This window comes from Kutzneria sp. 744, from assembly GCF_000568255.1.
Lineage (GTDB): Bacteria > Actinomycetota > Actinomycetes > Mycobacteriales > Pseudonocardiaceae > Kutzneria.
This window is the reverse complement of the sequence record NZ_KK037166.1, coordinates 7,859,571-7,881,740: the sequence shown is the minus strand read 5'-3', so window position 1 is coordinate 7,881,740 and position 22,170 is coordinate 7,859,571. Positions and strand designations below refer to the sequence as shown.

Sequence of the window (22,170 nt, the reverse complement as noted above, 5' to 3'; positions counted from 1 at the left end):
AGAGCTTCACGACGCACCGCCGCCGATCTTGTTGAAGATCTTCGAGTAGGCGTAGCCGGCGGCCTTGTCGTAGCTGGCGACCTCCCAGAAGGCCAACAGCTGCACGCCGTTGGACGAAGCGAAATCCTCCAGCTGACCGGCGTCGTCCTGGCTGAAGGTCTCGTTGTCGTCGTTCTTGCCGGCAATGGGCGTGACACCGAGCCGCCCGTACGCCTCGGAGCCGGAAATGCCGTACAGCCCGGCGAGTTGACCGCTGGCGGCCTTGGACGCGGAAAGGGCGTCGTTCAAGGCGTTCTCGCCGTCGCCGAAGTCCATGGCCATGATGTCGACGGCGCTGACGTCGACGCCCTTGGCCTTGGCGTCCTGCAACACGCCCATCTCCTGTCCGGGCAGGCCGTCGGGCGCGACGGCGAGGGTGTAGTCGACCTGGACGCCGGGATTCTGCTGCTGCAGGGCGGCCAGGGCCTGGTTGCGACGCTCGTTGGCAGCGGAGTCGCCGAGCACGTCGCCCTCGATGTCGAAGTCGAGGCGGTTGACACCGTAGGTCTTGACGACGTTGGCGTAGGCGGCGGTCAGGTCGGACACGGAGGTGCAGGTCTGGGCCAGCTCACCGCCCTGGGCGCCGCCGAAGGAGATGATCACGTCGCCGCCCTTGTCCTGCAACGCCTTGATCTCCGAGGCGTAGGCGCCGACGGGAGTACCGCCGGCCTCCCACTGCGGGGTGCAGCCGTTCTGCGGGATGAGGAACGCCAGCGTGTAGTGGCTGACGCCGCTGGCCTGCATGTCCTCGGCCAGCAGACCGGCGCTGGAGTCGCTGAGTTCCAGGTACGGCGCGGCGAAATGGGCGGGCAGGGCGTGGGGCGAGGCATGGGCGGCCGGCACGGCGAGGCCGACCAGGCCCAGCGCCAGCGCGCCGGTGAGCAGGGAACGCTTGCAGGGCATGAATGTTCTCCAGTAGGCAGGGATCAACAGGAGCCGAGACAGGTCAGCCGGTCGTCACGTGCACGTAGTCGACGACGAGCTGCTGCGGGAAGGACGTGCTGCCGTCCGGGTCGCCGGGCCAGTAGCCGCCGACGGCGAGGTTGAGAATGATGTAGAAGGGGTGGTCGAACACCCACTGGTTGCCGTTGACGTCGGCCGGCGTGCGGGTTTCGTACACGTTGCCGTCGACCGACCATTTGATCTGGTTGGGCGACCAGTCGATGGCGTAGGTGTGGAAGTCGTCGGCGAACACGGGGCCGTTGTAGGCCGCGCCGACTCCGGCGGAGCCGGAGTAGCCGGGGCCGTGGATGGTGCCGTGCACGGTGTTGGGCTCGTTGCCGACGTTCTCCATGATGTCGATCTCGCCGCACTGCGGCCAGCCGGCGCTGCCGATGTTGTCGCCGAGCATCCAGAAGGCGGGCCACATGCCCTGGCCGCGCGGGATTTTCATGCGCGCCTCGACGTGGCCGTAGGCCTGGGTGAACTGGCCGGCCGTGGACAGCCGGGCCGAGGTGTACTCACACGACCCGTACCAGCACTGGTAGTTGCCGGGATTTTCCTTTTTGGCGGTGATGACGAGGTTTCCGTTGCCGTCAAGGGCCGCGTTGTCGGTGCCGGACGTGTACCACTCGCGCTCGTGGTTGTTGACGTTGTCGCCGGTCTCGAAGTGCCACTTGCCGGTGTCGACGCCGGAGCCGGCGGGACCGGTGAAGTCGTCCGTGAAGGACGGCCCGGCCTGGGATAACGTTGCCGCGGCAGCGTTTCCCGACATCGCGAGCGCGATGGCGAACAGCGCGGCCAGCACGGGCAGTGGTCGTGAGCGCCGCAGGGAAGGCGTCACAGTCGATCACCTCTCAGATCGCTTTTACGATGCTCCCTCATGATCGGTCCCGTGGCGGCGGTATCAGCGAGTATCCGAGGTCTAGACCACGGAGGCAAGGGGCTTCGTACAAGTCGCGCGAGAACTGCTCACCAGTAGTAGGGTGCGCGCCGCGTGCTCAGTCGAGCAGTGTTGCGATGAGACGGTGACCGGCCTCGACCAGCCAGGATGGTCCGTGCCGCCGATCCCACAGCACCGATCGGACAGTGCGGACCAGCGCCCAGCGCCGCGCCCGCTCCCGATCGATCCCGGCGGCCTCGCAGAAGATGTCCAACGCGCGCAGGTGGCCGGATGTGAGCAGTAGGCGCGGGCTGTGGATCACCGTGAAGGCGTCGTAGGCGGGATCGCCGACCAGGCCCTTGGGATCGATGGCCAGCCACGGTTCACGCTCGGCGGCCAGCACGTTGGTATCGTGCAGATCCCCGTGCACAACGGTTTCGGGGTGGTCGAGTTCACGCAGGGCGGCGACGGCGGCGTCCACGACGCGTGGCGGCAGCGACCCGGCCGCGAGTATCTCCGCCTCCCAGCCGGCGACCTCGTCCCGGATCCGCGGCAGCCCGGGCGGCGCGGGGACGGCCAATCGCCGGGACAATTCGCCCAGAATGCCGACGGCCCGGTCGTCGTCGGCCACCTCGGCCAGGGTGCCGGGCCCGGCCCGCTCCAGCAGCATCGCGAACCGCGCGTCGTCACGCTCGTGCAGGCGGACGGCGCCACGGCCGCGCCAGGCGGCGAACGCGGCGGGCTGGTCGACGTTGCCGGGATGCGGAAAGGACACCTTGATCACGGCGGCCAGGTCGCCGCGGCGCACCGGCAGCACGATCCCGACGGCGCCGTGCTTGATCGATCCGGCCGGCACGCATGACCAGCGTTGCAGCAGCTCGTCGACGATGGCCGGCAGCGAACGCAGCCACGACCGGCCGGCCTCGCCCTCACGCAGCGCCGTGGCCTGGGCGAAAGCGTCCGGCACATCGATCATGGCCTCGACTGTAGATCGACGGGTAGCGTCGCGTCATGGCCAAGCTGACCGCCGCCGTCGTGCAGTCCGCCGCACCGCTGTTCGACACGCCGGCGGCGTTATCCCGCGCCGAGGGGCTCATCCGGGAGGCCCGCGCCGACGTCGTGGTGCTGCCGGAGGCGTTCCTCGGCGGCTACCCGAAGGGCCTCGACTTCGACATCACGGTCGGCCGCCGCACCGACGCCGGCCGCGAGCTGTTCCGCCGCTACCACGCCGCGGCGATCGAGATCCCCGGTCCCGAGGTCGACGCCCTGGCCGCTCTCACCCGCGACCTGCGCTGCCACGCCGTGGTCGGGGCGGTCGAGCGCCGGGGCGCGACGCTGTACTGCGTGGCCCTGTTCTTCGGGCCGACCGGCTACCTCGGCCTGCACCGCAAGCTGCTGCCGACGGCCGCCGAGCGCTACCTGTGGGGCCAGGGCGACGGCTCCACCCTCCCGGTGATCGACACCGGCGCCGCGCGCCTGGGGTCGGCGATCTGCTGGGAGAACTACATGCCGCTGTTCCGCACCACCATGTACGCCAAGGGCGTCGACCTGTGGTGCGCGCCCACCGTGGACGATCGCGACCAGTGGCAGGCCAGCATGCGGCACATCGCGCTGGAGGGGCGGTGCTTCGTGTTGAGCGCCAACCAGTTCCTGCGCCGGGACGGGGTGCCGGCCGAGCTGCACACCGAGGCCATGGGGCCGGTGCTGATCAACGGCGGCTCCGTGATCGTGTCCCCGCTGGGCGAGGTGCTGGCCGGCCCGCTGCGGGACTGCGAGGGCATCCTCACCGCCGAGCTCGACCTCGACGACCTGCCCCGCGCCCGCTTCGACTTCGACGCCGTCGGCCACTACGCCCGCCCGGACGTCTTCAGCCTCCACGTCGACCAGTCGGAGCGGCAGGCGGTGACGGGCCTGGACATGCAGGGAAGGACGCCTTACCCGCGTTGAACGAGGGTAAGGCGTCCTTCCCTGCATAACGGCGGCCTCAGTCCTCAGGCCTCAGGCCTCAGGACTGGGGCGGTTCCCAGTTGGGGCGGAGGGGCATGTGCGAGGCGGTGCCGTCCAGCTTCACGCCGAGGATCTGGTGCAGCTGGATGTTGTTGATGTCGAAGCCCCACTGGCAGGCGGCCAGGTAGAGGCGCCAGATGCGGGCCTTGGGCAGCCCGACCTCCTCGACGGCCTCGTCCCAGTGCTCGGTGAGGTTGTCGCACCAGCCGCCGAGGGTCTTGGCGTAGTGCTCGCGGATGTTCTCGGAGTGCCGCACCTCGAAGCCGGCGTCGTTCATCCGCGACATCAGGTAGCCGGGGCCTTCGAGCTCGCCGTCCGGGAAGATGTAGCGGGTGATGAAACCGCCGGCCTTGAACGGGAAGTCGTCGCTGGGCCGGGTGATGCAGTGGTTGAGCAGGCGGCCGCCCGGGCGGAGCTTCTCGTACAGGCTGGTGAAGTACGAGGGCAGGTTGGCCGCGCCGATGTGCTCGGTCAGGCCGATGGAGCTGATCGCGTCGAAGCCGCTCTCGGGCACGTCGCGGTAGTCCATGAACCGGACCTCGGCCAGGTCCTGCAGGCCCCGCTCGACGATGGCCTTCTGCGCCCACTCGGCCTGCGACCGGGACAGGGTGACGCCCAGGGCCTTGACACCGTAGTGCTCGGCGGCGTGCATGACCATGCCGCCCCAGCCGCAGCCGACGTCGAGCAGCCGCATGCCCTCGGTCAGGCCGAGCTTGCGGGCGACCAGGTCGTGCTTGGTGAACTGGGCGGTCTCCAGCGAGGCGTCGTCGGTCGGGTAGACGGCGCAGGTGTAGGCCATGGACGGCCCGAGCACCCACTCGTAGAACCGGTTGGACACGTCGTAGTGGTGGGAGATGGCCTGCGCGTCGCGGCTCTTGGAGTGCCGCCAGCCCTTGGGCCGCGCCTCGTGCGGCGGCGGGCTGACCGGCCACCAGAACCGGTGCTTGGCCAGCAGCGCGACCAGTTCCACGGTGGTCTTGGGGTCCAGCTTGCCCAGCTCGATGTCGCCGAGCATGTGGAACGTCTTGTACAGGTCGCCGACCACCTCGAGGTGCCCGGTGACGTACCCCTCGCCAGCCTAAGCGGTGCGATAGCGCGACAGGTAGGACAGCGCGAACGGGGACCTGATCTCGATGCGGACCTCGGCGTCGGCCGGGCCCGACCGGCTGCCGTCGTAGCCGACGAACTCGATCTTGTCCGCCTTGAGCGTCCGGCTGAACAGCTCCGCTAGCCGCATCAGCGACCCCTCTCTTCCACGCCCCCGGGTGCTAGCGCCCTCGGACACACTTGTCGTACAGGTCGGGCAGGCGGCTGGCGGGATCGTAGTCCCGCTTGAGCTGCCGATACGCGTCCCCGTTGTAGAACCGCCAGAACTCCTCCGGCGGGTAGTACGAGTCGGAGTAGAGCGACTTGTGGCCGCCGAGCTCGGCGACCACCCGCTCGATGCGCCGGTTGTAGACGCCCTCCTCCTCGCCGAACCCGAGCCGCACGCCCGACCAGAACCCCACGTTGACGTACAACGTCTTCGGGTCGAGCGGGTACAGCGGCCAGGGACGGCCGTCGGTGACCTGGAGCGGGCACAGCCACACCGGGCTGATGCCGATCTCGGAGTCGAAGAACTCCAGGAACTCGGGCAGCCGGTCGACCGGCACCTCGATGTCCTGGATCACCGGCTCGCTGGGATAGCCGTGCAGCAGCGTCTCCACGCGGCGGCTCAGGCCGTAGTGCCGGTCCATGGCGACGATCCGGCGGTAGACGTCGGAGCGCAGGTACTTGCGCGGCACCAGCCGGCGGATCCACGGGTCCTGCACGCCCAGCGCCTTGGAGCACCAGAACCAGTCGGTGTCCCAGCGCCACAGGTAGTCCCGCACGGTCAGGTAGTCGACCTGCTTGAACGGGATGGACTTGTAGTAGATCTGCTGGCCGGTGTAGTCGCTCGTGTGCGGGGCGGAGTCGACGAAGTCGCCCAGCGTCAGGAACATGGCGCCGCGGCTGAACACCGTGCCGTCGATGAACTCGACGGCCTCGCCGTCGTACGAGCGCTCGGCGCAGATGCGGGCGATCGCGGCGGCGCAGTCGTGGGCGTTGTCGAAGCGCACGTGACGCAGCCGCACGTACGGCTTGACCGGCTGGAGGTCGATCTCCAGGCGCAGCGAGTAGCCGAGCGTGCCGTAGGAGTTGGGGAAGCCGGAGAACAGCTCCGCGTGCTCGTTGTCGGCGCGGGCGACGACGACCCGGCCGTCGCCGGTGAGGATCTCCATCTCGCGCACGGACTCGTGCGGCAGGCCGTTGCGGAAGGAGGAGGACTCGATGCCGAGGCCGGAGACGGCGCCACCGAGCGTGATCGTCTTCAGCTGCGGCACGACGTGCGGCATCAGGCCGTGCCGGAGCGTGGCGTCGGCCAGGTTCTCGTACGTCGTCATGCCGCCGACCTGGGCGGTGCGCGTGGCCGGATCGACGCTGAGCACCCGGTTGAACGGGCTCACGTCCAGGCCGGGGTGCGCGTTGGCGTCGCGGAACCGGAACAGGTTCGAGGTCGGCTTGCGCAGCCGCACCGGCGTTCCGGGCGGCAGCGCGTCGTACTGCGCCCGCAGCGCCGCCACGTCCGCGTCGTGTCGGTCGGAAATCGCCGTCCCACCTGCTTGGTTGCCCACGGCAACCGACTCTATTGGCCCAGGTGCCCCGCGTCACGTCGGAATAACCCGATCCATTGTCATCCTCGACACACGCTGCCCCCGCGGACGGCCACCGGGCGGGAAATGAGCTGCGATACTGGCCGGCATGCTTGCGCTCAGTGAGATCGCACCCGCATTCGTGGAGATGGCTCACCGGATCGTGTGGTGCACGGTGTCGACCGTGGACGTCGCCAACCGGCCCCGCTCCCGCGTGCTGCACCCGTTCTGGGAGTGGGACGGCGCCCGCCTGACCGGCTGGATCGCCACCATGCAGGCGGGACCGAAGAAGGCTCAACTCGAGCACAGCGCGTTCACGGCGTGCAACTACTGGGCGCAGAACCACGACACCTGTCTGGCGGAATGCCGGGCCACCTGGGAGCAGGACCCGGCGGTCAAGGAGCGGGTCTGGCACCTGTTCGCCGACGCCCCCGAGCCGCTGGGCTACGACCCCGGCGGCATCGGCGTGCCGGGCTGGGACGGGCCCTCCTCACCTGCGTTCTCCGTGCTCCGGCTGGATCCGTGGCGGGTCCGCGTGCTGACCGGCGAGCAGCTGGCCACCGGCAAGAAGGCGGCGGCGTGGCGCGCGTGAGCCGAGTCCTGCTGTTCGGGCTAGCGACCCTTGCCCTGGCCGGCTGCTCGTCGGCCCAGGCGGCCGACCTGAACCTGAAGCCCTATGTGGACAAGCCGTGCTCGATGTTCGGCGCGGACCAGCTGTCGAGCCTGGGCGTCGGCCGGACGTTCCCCCGTCCCACGCCGCCGAACGTGGGCGTCTGCCAGCTGTATCCGAAGGATTCGAACGGCTCGAACATCCTGTTCCATGTGGAGCTCGACGCGCCGGCGCCCAAGGGCGGCGACCAGAAGACGGTCGACGGCTATCCGGGCTACGAGGTCGGCGGCCAGGGCAGCTGCACCGTTTGGGTGGTTGTCGGGGACAAGCAGCGAATCATGGCCAACACGAAGGGAGACGGCGCCTGCGCTTCGGCGGAGACCGTCGCCACGTCGGCGATCGACGCGATCAAGCAGCAGAACTCCTGACCACTGGAGTGTTGCACCGTTCGGGTGGTCTCCTCGCAACGATCAGCGGATAGCGCCCGCTGATCAAGGCCGTTCGGCGGAAATGGTTGCGCTGTGGGCGATCGACTCGATCAAACGGCAGAACCCGTGACCGCGTGTGGGGGATGATGGGACTGCTGTGGAGCCTCGACCGGAAGACCTCAACGCCTGGGTGAACGCGGGGTTCGCCCGGGGGGAAGCCGCTGTCTGGCGCCGTTGGGGGTTCACGGTGTCCACCGCGCGGGCCTGGATCTCGGCCGGCGTGACGACGGGGCTGACGGCGGCGCAGTGGGCGATCGCGGGCGTCACGCCGAGCACGGTGGCGGGCTGGCGGGACGCGGGCATCAGCCCGGCGGACGCGGTGCGCTGGCACGAGTTCGGTGTCGGCCTGCGGGCGGCGGCGGAGTTCCGGGCGCGCGGGATCACGCCGGAGCAGGCGTGGTCGCAGCGCACGCACGGCACCGACGACCCGGCGGACATCGAGGTGGTGCACCGCTGGCGCGAGGCGGGCGTGGCGGGGCCGGTGCTCAGCTCGTACCTGCTGCGGCAGTGGCTGGACGACGCGGCCCTGGAGTGGGCCCGGCAGGGCGTGGACGCGGCGGACGCGATGGGCTGGCGCGAGCTGGGCCTGACCGCGGCCGAGGGCGGCGAGCTGGCCCGGTCGGGCCGCCGCCCGGTGGCGGAGCTGCGCGAGTGGTGGCGGGTCGGCATCCCGTTCGAGGAGGTCGCCGACTGGCTGGGCGCGGGGCTGGGGCCGGACGAGGCGGCCGGCCACCGGGCCATAACTCCTTAAAGCGAAACGAAGGCCTTCCACCAGACTACTACCCTCCTGAATGGATGACTAGAAAAGAATTAACCTGTGCTGACCACTAGGAAGCAGTATGATGCCCTATATGAATCCGCTAGTGTAAGATAATGCATCAGCTAGTTTCCAACGATCAATATTCGCGGATGTCCTTCTGGAGGGCGCGGCGTCCATTGGTGAGTGGGTCACCGTTTGCGAGATTCTTAGCAACGTTACGCCTTTTGTCTCCGCCCGAATGCTGTCCGGGCTTAGTTCGAATGGATAGTACGGAACGGTAAATACGTATCCTATGAGGGCGATAAACGGCGGCGGGACTTGAGGTAGCGCGCCGCCGTAAAGGCACAAGTTCTGTGGGTCTCGATTCCGCCGAAAACACTTAAGGAACGTGCAACATGCGATAATAAAACTTGACAACCGATTCTACTGGCGCCGAGTAGAAGGATTACAGCACGTCTGTGTGTCAATTACAATGATCAAGGCGTACATAACTGCAGCTGCCGGAAGTGTTACCGCCTCATCGTTTTGATACAGTAGGAACTAGAGTCGCGCGAAGTAATTAATGATAGTCTTCCTACCGGTTATAGGAGCTGCGACCCTCGGATATTCACTTCTGCGACACATTGTATAAAGGAGGGTGCGGTTCCGGCCGCGCCGGGCCGGGCCGTCCCGGTGCGGGCCGAGGTGCGCCGGCTGGCCGCGCGCTGGCGGCGGCGCGGGCTGGTGGTCGAGGCGGTGCCCGGCGTGTACGAGCCGGAGGCGCACCTGTTCGGCGGGCCCGACTCGATGCGGCACGCCTATCAGCTGTTCACCGTGGACTCGGTGTTCTGGCTGCGCCACCACAGCGACATCGGCGACAACACGCCCTCCTGGGTGGTGTCGCTGCGCATGCTGCGCGCCGTGTTCGACGGCCTGCAGATCACCGGCTGGGAGGACCGCGACGTGTGGGCACGGGTGCGGGACATCGTCGGCGGCGAGCCGGGACCGGGCGCGGACGAGCCGGCCGGCTGGTGGACGGGCGAGGACGAGCTGCTGTCACGGCTGCCCGAGCCGACCCGCGAGCTGCTGGAGCAGCACGCCCAGCGGGTCGTGCCGGTGCTGGAGCGGTGGCGGGCCGAGTACTTCGACACCGACCAGGCCCGGGTCGGGCCGCGCGAGGCGGTGGCGTACCACGTGGTGCAGCACTGGAACCGAGCCAAGCTCGGGTCGGCGCGGCAGGCGCGGATCCTGGACTCCCTGGTCGGTCACCGTGGCGGATGAGGCCTTGACCGTCGGGGCGGGCGGCCTGCTGCGCGTCGCCGGCCTGCCGGCCCGGCTGTGGACCGCGGTCGGCAACCCGGAGCTGTTCACCCAGCTACGGGAACGACAGTGTGAGCAGTCCTCGTATGCACGGTTTGCCGACACCCTGGCCGAGCGGCTGGGCGCGGAGCTGGTGCCGCATCCGTACCTCGAAGCCGAGGAGCGGGCCGAGCTACTGGCCCTGCGACGGCTGCTGCACCGCGGTGAGCCGGTGCCGGAGGAGGACTGCTACCGGGTGGCCGGCGCCGTCGTGGGCCTGTCGCCGGAGCTGGCCGACGACCTCACCCACGCCGGCGACTGGTCGACCGCCATGGTGGCCCGGCAGGCGGAGGCCGAGCAGGCCCTGGCGGCGGAACGTGAGCGTCTGTCCGATCTGCCGTGGCGGCTGGTGAACTCGTCGGAGTTCGCGATGCGCGCGGTCACCGAGGCCGCCCCGGGCATGGTGGACGACATCCGACGCCGCCTGTCGTTCGGCGAGACGTGGGACAGCAAGCGTTTGCGGCACCGGTCCGACTACCTGCTGCGGGTGCTGGCCCGCGGTGCGGCGAAGCCCACGCCCCGCGACTGGCTCGGGCACGTGGCGCTGCTGGGCGTCGGACAGCGGGCCGGCGCATGGACGAGCCTCGGTGCGTCCGCGGCCAACCGCGTCGCCGCAACGCGGGGCGACCGAGCGCTGCCGGACCTCGTCGGCGCGACCGTGAGTCTCACGGGACTCAACTGGATCGACGGCGATCACCTGTGCTGCTGGGTGGTGGACGCCGTCGACGGCGGCACCATGCGGCGGGTGAAGATCCGCCGCACGCCCGCGCTGGACGCGATCCGGCGCACGCTGTCGGCTGGTTCGTCCGAGGCCGACGAGCTCGTGATGCGGCTGTCGGCCGACGCCCCGGACGTGATGCGCGGTTACCTGCGGCACCTGGCCGGGCTCGGTGTGCTGGTCGTGTCCGCGCCGCCGTCGAGCGAGCTGACGGGCTGGGGGCCGACCGCCGCCGCGCCGCCGAAGCCCGGCTTCGTCGACGTGTACCGCCGGGCGGGCGGCACCATGCCGACCGAGGCCGCCTCGCGGTTGCAAAGCCTGCTGGCCCAGGCCGGCCGGGTCGGCGCGATGCTGGCCGACGCCGCCCCTCCCACGCCGGAGCACCCGATCCTCCGGCTCGTCGGCCCGCAGCCGCGGCCGGTGACCGAGGTATTGGCCGAGTTCCTCGGCCGGCACGAGGACTCCCGCGATCCGGCGCTGCACGCCTGGGACAGCGGCCTGCCCCGACAGCGGCCCGGCTGGCCGGCGGCACCGTCCGATGTGGACACTCCGTACGGGCGGCTGTTGGGTCTGCTCGACACCGACGCGGACCAGGTCACCGTGACGCCCCAGCAGTTGGACGAGATCGGCGCGCCGCCGGCCGTCACCCCGGCGTGGCCGGTCGACTGCCTGGTGCGGCCGATCGGCGTCGGCGGCGGTCACGGGGCGGTGCTGGAAGGCGCCGCGCCGGCCGGCGTGGTGGACGCCCGGTTCGTCGAAGCGCTTCGACATCTGCACGGCGAACTTCCCCACGTGACGGCGTATCGCACGTTTCTGGACGAGCTCGGCCGGCGTTGTGGGGCCGAGACGGTGGAGATCCTGGTGCCACCGCAGGACTCCCAGGCCGCGGGCGCGGTGCGGCGGCCCCGATATTGTCCGATGTGGACCGGCGACGCCGATTCGTCGGCCTACCAGCCGGCCGGCGGGCGTTATCTGGCGCTGGACCGGATCACCGTGCGCCGCGTCGGCGACCGGATCGTGGCCGAGGACGCCGACGGGCCGGACGGCCTTGCGCTGTGGCCGATGTACCACTCGGCCCGAGCACCGCTCGCGCCCTGGGGCTTACTCGTGACCCTGCTGACCGCCGCGTCGCCCGTGCGGCGCCTGGCCGGGCCGGTGGCGCTGGGCAACCCGCTGGCCGCGTTGCCCGGTCGCAATCGATTGCCACGCTTGGTTCTCGCCGGCGGACTGGTGCTGTCCGGGGCCCAGTGGCGCATCGCCCGCGACCAACTGCCCGCGGCCGACCTTCCCCCCGGCGAACGGATCCGAGCCGTCGCCGCGCTGCGCATCGGCACCGGCATCCCCCGCTGGGTGTTCGCCCGCTCGCAGGGTGGACACCAGCCCCGGCCGGTGGACCTCGACAGCCTGTCCGCGGTGCGGGCACTGGACAAACTCCTTGCCGACGACCCGGAATCCGGCCTGGTGTTCGAGGAGATGCTGCCCGACCCGCACCATCTCCCGCTGCGCGACGCCGACGGCGCGCCGGTCGCCGGCCAGCTGCTGGCCCGGCTGCCGGTGGACGCGACGCCGGGACGCCTGGCGGCACGGGCGATGCTGGCGTGGAACGGGGTCGTGGCGGCCGAGCAGGAACGGGCACTCCCCCGTCAGCGTGACAACACGGGCGACAAGGTGGCGGTGTGAGGGGCGCGACGGACGTTCACTTTCAACAGCCATCCGAGCGAAACGTGACTCATGCGCCGACGGAATCGCCTGGTCAGAACGTGGGCGTGGGCAACAAGTCGTTACACTTTCGGCGGTTGGGGTTTCAGCCGGCGGCGAAGTAACGTAGAGTCGTAATCGGTGCGGTTCTAGTAACAACGATCTTGCTCTAACCTTGTCACCGGAACGCGGCGCCGACAACCACAGACACCCCGCTACTCCTCCCCCCGGTAGCGGGTTTAGCGAGACCCCCGTCCACCTCCCCCCTCTGGGACGGGGGTCTCGCCCTTTCTCCGTAACGATCTTCCGTTCGTCAGGCCGGCCGCGCGCCCAGGTGCCCCGCCGCCAGACATGTCCGATTCCGCCCACTTCGTTTGGCCGCGTACAACGCGGTGTCGGCGGTGCGGAGAAGATCGTCCAGGTTCAGCGCGTGATCGGGAAACAGGGCCGCGCCCACCGACGCCGTGACTCCGACAACCGCCGGATCGCCGGCGTCGCCCGTGATCGCCACGGTGAGTCGTTCCAGCGTTCGACGAATTCGATCACCGGTGTGCAGCAACGAGGTCTGGCTGTGCACGCCCGGAACCAGGATGCTGAACTCCTCGCCGCCGAAGCGGGCCACGAAGTCGAAGTCGGGCACCTCCGCCCGCAACGCGTCGGCCACCGCGCGCAGCACGTCGTCGCCGGCGAGATGGCCGTAGCGGTCGTTCAGGTTCTTGAAGTGGTCCAGGTCGATGATCAGCAGGCCGACGCCCTCGTTGCGACGCCCGGCCACCGCCAGCTCCTTGCGGGCGATCTGACGCCAGTGCACGGTGTTGGCCAGCCCCGTCTTGGCGTCCTGTCGGGCGTCGTTCTCGAACTGGCGCACCAGGATCGCCCGGTGCAGCACCACCGCCACCGGCACGCCGAAGAGGATCACCAGCGGCGCGTGGGTCAACGCGATGGAAACGAGGACGCCCAGGCACACCGTGGCCACGTCGATGGCGTTCAGCTCCAGATCCCCGACCAGGTCGACGATCCGGGGACGCGTTGTCGTCAAGGCGATCGCGCCGCCCACCAACAACACCTGCGCCACCCAGTACACGATCGTCGCCGCCGCCAGCACCATCAGCTGCGCCAACGAACCCGGCACATCGGTCAGCCGCGGCGGCCGATGCCCGGCCACCAGCAGCACCCCGCTGGCCGCGCAGGCCGACAGCGTGATTGCCGCCGCGGAGAACCAGTTCCGGTGCGCGGGGCGGTCGAACGCCAGCCAACGTTGACCTCGCGTCAACACCACCATGCCCAGCACCAGAAGCGGCGGCAAGCAACACACCGCGGCCACCAGCCAGATGGACGTCAGGTCGACCTGGGGGCCGCCGACCGTGACCCGCCGGACCCGTTCGATGCGCCGGGACGCCTGGAGATGCACCACCGAACACGCCGCCAGCACCGCGAAGGACAGCAGGTCGTCGGCGCCGACCGGGGCCGCCGTCGCGATGGCCGCACCCGCCGCCACCGCCGCCGTCTCCACCGTCAGCACGTACGCCACCGCCGGTGCCGGCAGCTGCCACAACGGCCAAGACCGGGTCCGCCGCCACCAGCCGCCGTCACCCATCCCGCACCGCCCCCGTGTCGTGGTCCGGCCCGCAGCCCCGACGCTAGCCCCGCCCCGCTGGCGCAGAACCAGATCTCGGATTTGGTGACCGGAAGCCCGGCGAACCAGGGGATCTTCAGGCACGGCCTGACGCAGGGAAGGACGCCTTACCCTCGTTGAACGCGGGTAAGGCGTCCTTCCCTGCATGCACCGGGTTGGAAAACTGGACTCACCGGGTAGGGTGGGGCATGGCCAGAACGTGTTCGATCGCCGACGCACTGGAGGTGATCGGCGAGCGGTGGACGCTGCTGGCGCTGCGGGAGGTGCTGCTGGGCTGCCGGCGGTTCGACCAGATCGTGCAGCAGACCGGGGCGAGCCGGGACATCCTGGCCACGCGGCTGCGCAAGCTGGTGGACGCGGGCCTGCTGGAGCGGCGGCAGTACGAGCAGCACCCGCCGCGCTACGAGTACCACCCGACGGAGGCGGCGAAGAGCCTGCACACGGTGCTGCTGACGTTGATGGAGTGGGGCGACCGGCACATCAATCCGGGGCCGCCGCCCACCGTCTGGGAACACAGCTGCGGCGAGGTCCTGCACGCCCAAGTCGTGTGCGAGCACTGCCACCAGCCGGTAGAACTGGGGGAAAGCCGGGCGGTGCGGCTCGGCGGACAACCAGTCGAGAGGACGGTGTCCGATGAGTAGGCCAATGCGCTTCTCCGTCGCCATCCCGCAGTTCGCCGTCGACCCCCGCGAGGTGCGCCGGTTCCTGGCCCGAGCCGAGGAGCTCGGCTTCGACGGGGCGTGGACGCAGGAGCAGATCATCGGCAGCAAACCCGTGATCAGCCCGCTGGAGCTGCTGGCCTACGCCGCCGCGTGCACCGAACGCATCCGGCTGGGCTGCGCCGTGTTCGTCACGCCGCTGCGCAACCCCGTGCACCTGGCCAAGAGCATCACCTCGCTGGACCAGCTCAGCGGCGGCCGCATCGACGTCGGCGTCGGCACCGGCGGCAAGTTCCGGCCGTTCGCCGCGTTCGACTCCAGCCCCGAGCACCTGGTCACCCGCTTCACCGAGGGCCTCGACCTGATGAAGCGGCTCTGGACCGAGCCCTCGGTCACCTTCGACGGCCGGTTCTGGCAGCTCAAGGACGCCCCCATGGAGCCCAAGCCGGTGCAGCGCCCGCACCCGCCGGTGTGGTTCGGGGCCAACCACCCCAACGCCGTCCGCCGCGCCGTCAAGCTCGGCAACGGCTTCATCGGCGCGGGATCCTCCACCACCGCCGCGTTCACCTCGTTGGTGCCCGTCGCCCGGGCCGCCATGGAGGAGTTCGACCGCCCCGACTTCATGATCGCCAAGCGCGTGTACCTGGCCGTCGACGACGACGCCGAGCGCGCCCGCACCCGTGTCGGCGAGGCCCTCGGCGCCCTCTACGCCGGCTTCCCCCTCGGCGACCTGACCTCGGTGGCCGTCTACGGCACCCCCGACGACGTGGCCCGTGGTCTCCAGGAGGTCAAGGACGCCGGCGCCGAGATGATCCTGCTCAACCCGCTGTTCGACGAGCACGAGCAGATGGAGCGCCTCGTCAAGGACGTCCTCCCCCAGCTCACCTGAGCAGAGCGTAACCGAGCCCAGCCACCGGCCCCCCGCTTTTTGCCACATGCGCTTCCTACTTGCGCCCAGGCGCCACATAGGAAGCGCATGTGGCGAAACCGCGGCGCAGCGGAGCCCCGCCCGCCCCGTCCAGTGCCACATGCGCTTCCTATGTGGCACTAGAACGCAAATGGGAAGCGCATGTGGCAAAACAGGCGGGGGGTCAGCGGAGTGCCTTGATAGCCTCCTCGGAGAAACCGAGCTCCGCCAACACTTCCGCCGTGTGCTCGCCGGAGAACGCCGGCGGGCCGGGGGTTCCCGAGGGGGTGCGGTCGAAGCGGGGGGCCGGGGCGGGCTGCACGATGCCGTCCAGCTCGACGAAGTTCTCCCGTGCCTTGTTGTGCGGGTGCTGCGGAGCCTCGTCGGGGGCCAGGATCGGGGCCAGGCAGGCGTCGCTGCCGACGGACAGCGCGGCCCATTCGTCACGGGTGCGACGGCGCACGGCGGCGGCGATCTGTGAGCGGAGCTCGGGCCAGTTCGCGGGATCGTGGCGGTTGGACGGCAACTCAGCGGGATCGAGGTCCAGCAGGGTCACCAGTTCGGCGTAGAACTTCTCCTCCAGGGCGCCGATCGCCACGAACTTGTCGTCGGCGGTGACGTAGGTGTCGTAGTAGGGCGCGCCGCCGTCGAGGAGATTGTGGCCGCGTGGCTGGGAAAGAGCCCCGTTGCCCTTGAGCCCGTAGAGGAAGGTCGCCACGAGCGCGGCGCCGTCGACCATGGCGGCGTCGATCACCTGACCGAGGCCGGAGCGCTCGCGTTCGTACAGTGCGGCAAGGATTCCCGTGGCCATGAGCAGCCCGCCGCCGGCGAAGTCGCCGATGAGGTTCGACGGCGGAACGGGCCGACCCCCGTTCTGCCCGACGGGTTCGAGCGCGCCGGCGATGGCGATGTAGTCGATGTCGTGCCCGGCGGCGTCGGCCAGCGGCCCGGACTGGCCCCATCCGGTCATCCGCGCGTAGATCAAACGGGGGTTGCGGGCCTGGCAGTCACTGGGCCCGATGCCCAGTCTTTCCGTTACACCGGGCCGAAATCCCTCCACCAGGACGTCGCCGCGCTCGACCAGGCGGAGCAGCGCCTCGACCGCCGCGGGCTTCTTGAGGTCGAGTGAGACGGAGCGACGGCCCCGGGTCAGGGGGTCATGGGGCATGGCCGGCGGCGCGCCGGGGCGGTCGATGCGGATGACCTCGGCGCCCATGTCGGCCAACACCATGCAGCCGAACGGACCCGGCGCCAGCCCGGCGAGTTCGATCACCCGAAGGCCGGCGAGAGGCCCGGTCACAGGGACCGCCCGATGATTTCCTTCATGATCTCGTTGGTGCCACCGTAGATCTTCTGCACGCGGGCGTCGGCCCAGATGCGGGCGATGGGGTACTCCTTCATGTAGCCGTAGCCGCCGAACAGCTGCAGGCACCGGTCGGCGACGCGGCACAGCCGTTCGCTGCCCCACATCTTGGCCATGGCGGCGGTCGGCACGTCCAGGGCGCCGACGAGGTGCTGGTCCACGCACTGGTCGATGAAGGCCCGGGCCACCGCGACCTCGGTGGCGCACTCGGCCAGCTCGAACTTGGTGTTCTGGAACTTGATCAGCTCACGGCCGAAGGCCTGCCGCTGCTTGACGTAGTCCAGGGTCAGGTCCAGCGCCACCTCCATGCCGGCGACCGCGGCGACGGCGATGAGCAGGCGTTCCTGGGGAAGCTGCTGCATGAGCTGGACGAAGCCCTGCCCCTCCTGCTCCCCCAGCAGGTTCCCGGCCGGCACCCGGACGTCGTCGAAGAAGAGCTCGGAGGTGTCCTGCCCCTCCAGCCCCAGCTTGTCCAGCACGCGTCCCCGGCGGAAGCCCTCGACCTCGGCCGTCTCGACGACGACGAGGGAGATGCCGTGGGCGCCCTGGTCGGCGTCGGTCTTGGCGACGACGATGATCAGGTCGGCCTGGGAGCCGTTGGTGATGAACGTCTTGGCCCCGTTGATCACGTACTCGTCGCCCTGGCGCACGGCCCGGGTCCGCACGGCCTGGAGGTCGGAGCCGGCGCCGGGCTCGCTCATGGCCACGGCCCCGACCAGGTCACCGCTGGCCAGCCGGGGCAGCCAGCGGTGTTTCTGCTCCTCGGAGCCGTAGTTCAGCACGTAGTGGGCCACGATGCCGCTGTGCACGCTGTTGCCCCACGAGCTGTCCAGCGCGCGGGCCTGCTCCTCCAGCAGCACGGCCTCGTGCGCGAAGGTGCCGCCCCCGCCGCCGTACTCCTCGGGAATGCTGATGCACATCAGCCCCAGCTCGCCCAGCCGCCGCCACAGGTCCCGGTCGACGGCGTGTTGCGCGGCGAAGCGCTCCTGGTGCGGGGTCAGCTCCTTGGCGAACACGTCCCTGGCCAGCCGGCGCAGCTGGTCGAGGTCCTCGGTCATCCAGGACGAGCGGTGCTTGGCCACGGGCCGACCTCCCCGAAGAAACAATCAGGTCTGCCGGTAAACTTACCGGCAGCCTGGATTGTTTGTGAAGACCTCGCTAGCATCGGGCCTGTGACCAGGCCGAGACTGACTCAGCAGGAGCGCACCGAACGCACCCGTGAGCTACTGCTGGACGCCACCGTCGACTGCCTGGTCGAGCTCGGCTACGCCCGGACCTCCACCAACGAGATCTGCCGCCGGGCCGGCGTGTCGCGGGGCGCGCAGCAACACCACTTCGCCACCAAGGCCGAGCTGATGGCCAACGCCATCGAGCACCTGGTGACCAAGCTGCTGGCCAGCATGAGCGAGCACCCGCCGTCGTCGCTGCCCGGCCCGGACCGGGTGGCCATGGGCATCGACATGCTCTGGCAGGGCTACTCGGGCTCGCTGTCCACGGCCGTGATGGAGCTGTGGGTGGCCGCCCGCACGGACCCGGAGCTGCGGGCCGCAATGCACCCGATCGACAAGGGTCTGGCCCGCAGGACATCGGAGCTCTTCCGCGAGATGCTGGGCGACCAGGTGGCCCCGGACCAGCCCGAACAGCCGCAGAAGGACATGCCGCTGTGGCTGACCGTGAACCTGATCCGGGGCCTGGCCCTGGACGCCATGCTCGGCGGCGATCCGGTCCGCCGCGATCAACTGCTCCAGGAATGGAAGACGATCGCGGTGAAGACCTACGGCGCCTAGCAGTGGCGCCGCGGGGCCTTCAGCGTGTCGATCAACCGGTCGAGCACGGCCGTGGTGCTCGGCAATGAGAAGTGGTCGACGCCCGGATTGTCGTTGAGCACGTAGCTGTGGCACTTCATCGCCGCCCACACCCGGTTGGCGTTGTTGGTGATGTCCTCCTGATTGCTGTCGCCGCCGGCCAGGATGAACTGGCCCGGGTCGATCAGCTGCCCCACCTTCAGGTCGGGCAGCGTGGCGCCGACAACGGTCGGCAGGCCGGAGCCCTTTTCCGCGGTCACGTCCACATTCGGGAAATACCGGGGCGTGCTGAACGGGACGGATCCGATGTAGTGCTCGGCGATCTGCGCCTCCACGGACAGGCCGGCGTCGGACAGCAGCCGGGGCCAGTCCCGTGGCGTGTAGCTACGACCGGTGGAATTGTCCTTGATGACGGTTTCCCGGTCGCCGAAGATCTTCGGATCCGACGCGCTCAGGTAGGTCGACGGTGCGGTGAGATACATCCGAGCGCTGCTCGCGGCGTTCTCGACCGTCTTGGGATAGCCGAAGTCCGTCACGTTCAGTCCGGTGAACAGCACGGAGTAGAGCAGGCCCTGACCGGGGAAGTTGCCGGCCAGCGGGGTGAAGCCGTGGACGTAGGTGTCCCGCCAGGCCTGGCCGGTGTGGGTGAGCAGGTACTGGATGTAGATCGGCCCGTTGGAGTGCCCGACCAGCTGCACCGGCCGGTTGCCGTTCTCGTGGTAGGTCTGCTCGACCAGCCGCTTGGCCCGGGCGAAGAAGCCGCCCTGGTCGGGCGTGAGCCGAGCGTCGTAGCCGGCCACCCGGATGTCCTTGTCCCGCCGGTAGCCGGCCGACTCCAGCTTCTTGTACAGCGGCTCGTAGAACGGGGCGCTGTCGGTGCGGCCGTAGTCGACGACCTCGACCGTGACGCCGGCCTGCTCGGAGAACCGCAGCGGCATCGGTTTGGCGGGATTTGTGTCGTACCGCAGGGTTTCCAGCTCGTCCTGACACACCTGGCCGAACGCGCTGGGCTGGTCGTTGCGGAACCAGTCCTGGAAGCGGCCCGACCGCGGGCACTTCGGGTCGGTGCGCTGGTTGTGCACCGTCACCTGGAGTTTGGTGAGGTGGAACGCCGGAAACAGCACCACGGGCGTCCGGCCGGGCGACGATGCCCCGGCCGTGCCCGGCAGCACAGCGAGCGCGACAATGGCGGCCACCACCGCGCGGAGAAGGTTCATACCGGCCAACATAGCGAGCGATACTCAGCAGGGCAGGTCGGCATCCACGGTGCGCCGCAAGGCACAGGTCCGTCAGTGGGTGACGGCGAAGGACAGTCGGGTTCCGCCGGCCAGGTGGTTGCCTTCCGGCACCACGACGTCCGCCTCCAGTCCGCCCTTGCCGGCGGTCATGCTCGGGTCGTAGCTGAACCGGTAGCGCACGGTCACCGACTTGCCCTTGGGCAGCGGCTGCTGGGCGGAGTAGCCGCCGAGATAGTCCATACCGCCGCCGATCGCCGGGTGGGGCAGGGTGACCCAACTGCCGCTGGCCGCGTCGAACCGCTGCACGGTGCCCTTGGCCATGCCCTGCGGGCCCGGGGCGCAGCTGCAGTGCGCCAGCGCGAGCACGAAGCCGATGCTCGGATAGTTGACCGGCGAGTTGTTGCACACGGTCATGGCCACCTCGACCGGGGCTCCGGTGACCTTGACCGTGCCCGACGGCACGCCGCTCAGGGTCACCTGCATCTGGTCCGGGATCGGCACCTGCTCGAAGTCCGGCGCGGTGGGCATCAGCTCGGTCACCGGGTTCACCTTGCAGCCGTTGTCCGTCACGGGCGTGGCGGCGGCCTTGGAACTCGTCGTGGTCGGCGGGCTGGTGGCCGTGGCCCGGGAGGCGGTGGTGATCAACACGGTGGTGGGCGGCGTGCTGGGCGCCGAGACCGGCGTCGACGGCGAGCACGCCACCAGGGCGAGCAGGCCGAGGCCGGCCACGGGCAGAGCCACCAGTGCGCGCTTGGACATGACGGACTCCCCCGAATTCCCGGTGTGTCGCGGACACCACTATGACGCCGGCACGGGCCGATCGTTGCCCGAATCCGCGCTCAACAATTTCCGAGATTTCCTTGGGCGGCAAGGGAATTCGCTGAGCGTCAGCGCAGGCGGCGCCGGGTCCGCCACACGCCGGCCAGCCGCTGCACGCCTTCCAGCACGGTGTCCGGGCCGGCGGCGAAGGACACCCGCACCCGGTCGAGCTGGCCGTCCGTCGCGGAGAACACCGACCCCGGCGTAATGAGCACGCCACCGCGACGGGCGGCCTCGGCCACGGCGAGGGCATTGCCCTCGGGCAGCCGCACCCACAGCGACGCGCCGCCGTCCGGCTCCACCCATTCCCAGTCGGGCAGATGGGTGGACAGCAGCTCCGCGGTCCACTCGTAGCCGGCGCGCAGCTGGCTGGCCCGGGTCCGCCGCGCGCGGGGCACGTATTCCAGCAGCCGCAACGCCGCCAACTGGCTGGGCACCGAGCTTCCCATGTCGGCCGAGGAACGGTAGGTCACCAGCTGCTTGACGAAGTCCACTGTGGACCGTATCCAGCCGACCCTGAGGCCGCCCCAGAACAGCTTGGACAGCGAGCCGATGGACAGCACGGCGGCGTCCGGGGCCAGCGTGGCCATCGACGGCGGCGGCGGACCGGTGAACAGCGTGTCCACGGAGGACAGATCCTCGATCAGCGCGGTGCCGGTCTCGGCCACCGCGCCGGCGATCACCTTGGCCAGCGCGGGACGCAGGTTCACCCCGACCGGATTGTGCACGGTCGGCGCCAGGTACAGCAGCCGCGGCCGGCGACTGCGCAGCAGCCGGACCAGAACGTCGGCATCCACACCGTCGTCGCGCAACGGGATGGTGCGCAGGCGCGCGCCCCGGTCCCGGAACGCGTCCAGCGCGCCCCAGTTGGTCGGATCCTCCACCAGCACCTCGTCGCCGGGCGCGAGCATCGCGGTGGCGATCAGTTGCAGCGCCTGCTGCGAACCGCTCGTCACGAGCACCTGGTCCGGCGCGGAGACCAGGCCGTCCTCGGTGCAGTGCCGGGCAATCGCCGCGCGCAGCGCCGGCAGGCCGGCGGGATGGTAGCCGTGGCCACGAACCCAGCGGCGCAGATCGTCCGGACTGACCGAGCCCACCACCTCGGCCACCCAGTCCTGCCCGGGCAGCGCCGCGCTCGACAGGTCCGCGATGGAGCGGTCGGCCGTGCCGCTCAACGGATTGAGCCGGGTGGCCGAGCCGGGCAGGCGCGGCTGGGACACGCCGCGCACACGGGTTCCGCTGCCCTGCCGCGAATCCAGTAAACCGAGGGAACGCAGCGTTGTGTACGCGGTGACCAATGTGCCGCGACTGACCGCGAGTGTGCTTGCCAGTGCCCGTTCGGACGGCAGCAGGGTGCCCGGCGGCAGTTCGCCGGAGGAGATCAACGCGGTCAGCGCGGCGGCGAGCTGCCGGTGCAGCGACTCGCGCGCGTCGGTGCACCAGCCGTCCAACAGCCGGGCCAGCGCGGCCTCGTCGATTCTGGGGTTGTCCACGAACGTCGTCCACTTTCACCGAATTGGACTCACCCAGGCGGCCGGAATCAGGCGAGTCTTGACCATGACGGTATCGCCCAGCCCCAGGAGATGATCAT

General features: G+C 69.8%; 19 protein-coding genes and 1 pseudogene. 9 read left to right on the top strand and 11 right to left on the bottom strand.

Annotated features, from left to right (window positions below; genetic code table 11):
- Positions 1 to 6: 6 nt before the first annotated feature.
- The 3 genes from KUTG_RS36280 to KUTG_RS36270 all read right to left on the bottom strand — a co-directional run bounded on the left by KUTG_RS36280 (position 7) and on the right by KUTG_RS36270 (position 2,837).
- Positions 7 to 942, bottom strand: coding sequence for a chitinase (locus KUTG_RS36280; protein WP_052395803.1), 936 nt, complete (start codon positions 940 to 942; stop codon positions 7 to 9).
- A gap of 43 nt (positions 943 to 985) precedes the next feature.
- Positions 986 to 1,822, bottom strand: a complete 837-nt coding sequence (locus KUTG_RS36275; protein WP_043731850.1) for a glycoside hydrolase family 16 protein — start codon at positions 1,820 to 1,822, stop codon at positions 986 to 988.
- Positions 1,823 to 1,979: 157 nt separating this feature from the next.
- The gene (locus KUTG_RS36270) at positions 1,980 to 2,837 is read right to left on the bottom strand and encodes an aminoglycoside phosphotransferase family protein (RefSeq protein WP_043723289.1); all 858 of its coding nucleotides are present in this window, start codon (positions 2,835 to 2,837) and stop codon (positions 1,980 to 1,982) included.
- Between the two features lie 35 nt (positions 2,838 to 2,872).
- Here KUTG_RS36270 and KUTG_RS36265 point away from each other — a divergent pair, with 35 nt between their 5' ends.
- Positions 2,873 to 3,808: a nitrilase-related carbon-nitrogen hydrolase gene (locus tag KUTG_RS36265; protein WP_052395802.1), complete on the top strand. Its 936-nt coding sequence runs from the start codon at positions 2,873 to 2,875 to the stop codon at positions 3,806 to 3,808.
- A gap of 58 nt (positions 3,809 to 3,866) precedes the next feature.
- Here the strand turns inward: KUTG_RS36265 and KUTG_RS36260 are convergent.
- A pseudogene (locus KUTG_RS36260) lies at positions 3,867 to 5,105 on the bottom strand (class I SAM-dependent methyltransferase).
- Between the two features lie 31 nt (positions 5,106 to 5,136).
- A complete protein-coding gene (locus KUTG_RS36255; protein WP_043723286.1) occupies positions 5,137 to 6,522 on the bottom strand; it encodes an FAD-binding oxidoreductase in 1,386 nt (461 codons plus the stop codon).
- A gap of 127 nt (positions 6,523 to 6,649) precedes the next feature.
- Between KUTG_RS36255 and KUTG_RS36250 the strand changes: the two genes are divergently transcribed.
- From KUTG_RS36250 to KUTG_RS36230, 5 genes are all read left to right on the top strand, one after another.
- On the top strand, positions 6,650 to 7,132 hold the full coding sequence (locus KUTG_RS36250; RefSeq protein ID WP_043723284.1) for a pyridoxamine 5'-phosphate oxidase family protein: 483 nt from the start codon (positions 6,650 to 6,652) through the stop codon (positions 7,130 to 7,132).
- Positions 7,129 to 7,578 carry a DUF3558 family protein gene (locus KUTG_RS36245; RefSeq protein ID WP_198047420.1) on the top strand — a complete coding sequence of 150 codons (450 nt, stop codon included), beginning with the start codon at positions 7,129 to 7,131 and terminating at the stop codon, positions 7,576 to 7,578. The genes KUTG_RS36250 and KUTG_RS36245 overlap by 4 nt, the downstream gene beginning before the upstream one ends.
- Positions 7,579 to 7,825: 247 nt before the next feature.
- Positions 7,826 to 8,389 (top strand): hypothetical protein, encoded by a 564-nt coding sequence (locus tag KUTG_RS36240; protein WP_157494998.1) that lies wholly within the window; start codon positions 7,826 to 7,828, stop codon positions 8,387 to 8,389.
- Positions 8,390 to 9,070: 681 nt separating this feature from the next.
- Positions 9,071 to 9,658 carry a thiopeptide-type bacteriocin biosynthesis protein gene (locus KUTG_RS36235; RefSeq protein WP_052395801.1) on the top strand — a complete coding sequence of 196 codons (588 nt, stop codon included), beginning with the start codon at positions 9,071 to 9,073 and terminating at the stop codon, positions 9,656 to 9,658.
- A gap of 4 nt (positions 9,659 to 9,662) precedes the next feature.
- A complete protein-coding gene (locus tag KUTG_RS36230; protein WP_043731842.1) occupies positions 9,663 to 12,134 on the top strand; it encodes a hypothetical protein in 2,472 nt (823 codons plus the stop codon).
- Between the two features lie 331 nt (positions 12,135 to 12,465).
- Here the strand turns inward: KUTG_RS36230 and KUTG_RS36225 are convergent, their stop codons facing one another.
- On the bottom strand, positions 12,466 to 13,749 hold the full coding sequence (locus KUTG_RS36225; RefSeq protein ID WP_052395799.1) for a GGDEF domain-containing protein: 1,284 nt from the start codon (positions 13,747 to 13,749) through the stop codon (positions 12,466 to 12,468).
- Between the two features lie 227 nt (positions 13,750 to 13,976).
- On the opposite strand from KUTG_RS36225, the gene KUTG_RS36220 reads away from it, so the two are divergent.
- Positions 13,977 to 14,429: a winged helix-turn-helix transcriptional regulator gene (locus tag KUTG_RS36220; RefSeq protein ID WP_043723277.1), complete on the top strand. Its 453-nt coding sequence runs from the start codon at positions 13,977 to 13,979 to the stop codon at positions 14,427 to 14,429.
- Positions 14,422 to 15,336 (top strand): LLM class flavin-dependent oxidoreductase, encoded by a 915-nt coding sequence (locus tag KUTG_RS36215; RefSeq protein ID WP_232241159.1) that lies wholly within the window; start codon positions 14,422 to 14,424, stop codon positions 15,334 to 15,336. Before KUTG_RS36220 ends, KUTG_RS36215 begins: the two co-directional genes overlap by 8 nt.
- A gap of 202 nt (positions 15,337 to 15,538) precedes the next feature.
- Here the strand turns inward: KUTG_RS36215 and KUTG_RS36210 are convergent, their stop codons facing one another.
- Positions 15,539 to 16,654 (bottom strand): CaiB/BaiF CoA transferase family protein, encoded by a 1,116-nt coding sequence (locus tag KUTG_RS36210; RefSeq protein WP_043723273.1) that lies wholly within the window; start codon positions 16,652 to 16,654, stop codon positions 15,539 to 15,541.
- Positions 16,651 to 17,775, bottom strand: coding sequence for an acyl-CoA dehydrogenase family protein (locus tag KUTG_RS36205; RefSeq protein WP_043731839.1), 1,125 nt, complete (start codon positions 17,773 to 17,775; stop codon positions 16,651 to 16,653). The genes KUTG_RS36210 and KUTG_RS36205 overlap by 4 nt, the downstream gene beginning before the upstream one ends.
- Before the next feature lie 105 nt (positions 17,776 to 17,880).
- On the opposite strand from KUTG_RS36205, the gene KUTG_RS36200 reads away from it, so the two are divergent.
- A complete protein-coding gene (locus KUTG_RS36200; protein ID WP_369794666.1) occupies positions 17,881 to 18,504 on the top strand; it encodes a TetR/AcrR family transcriptional regulator in 624 nt (207 codons plus the stop codon).
- Here KUTG_RS36200 and KUTG_RS36195 read toward each other — a convergent pair.
- From KUTG_RS36195 to KUTG_RS36185, 3 genes are all read right to left on the bottom strand, one after another.
- Positions 18,501 to 19,739, bottom strand: coding sequence for a lipase/acyltransferase domain-containing protein (locus tag KUTG_RS36195; RefSeq protein WP_043723269.1), 1,239 nt, complete (start codon positions 19,737 to 19,739; stop codon positions 18,501 to 18,503). The genes KUTG_RS36200 and KUTG_RS36195 overlap by 4 nt on opposite strands.
- A 72-nt stretch (positions 19,740 to 19,811) precedes the next feature.
- Positions 19,812 to 20,519: a hypothetical protein gene (locus KUTG_RS36190; protein WP_043723267.1), complete on the bottom strand. Its 708-nt coding sequence runs from the start codon at positions 20,517 to 20,519 to the stop codon at positions 19,812 to 19,814.
- Between the two features lie 128 nt (positions 20,520 to 20,647).
- The gene (locus KUTG_RS36185; RefSeq protein WP_043723266.1) at positions 20,648 to 22,072 is read right to left on the bottom strand and encodes an aminotransferase-like domain-containing protein; all 1,425 of its coding nucleotides are present in this window, start codon (positions 22,070 to 22,072) and stop codon (positions 20,648 to 20,650) included.
- Positions 22,073 to 22,170 lie beyond the last annotated feature (98 nt).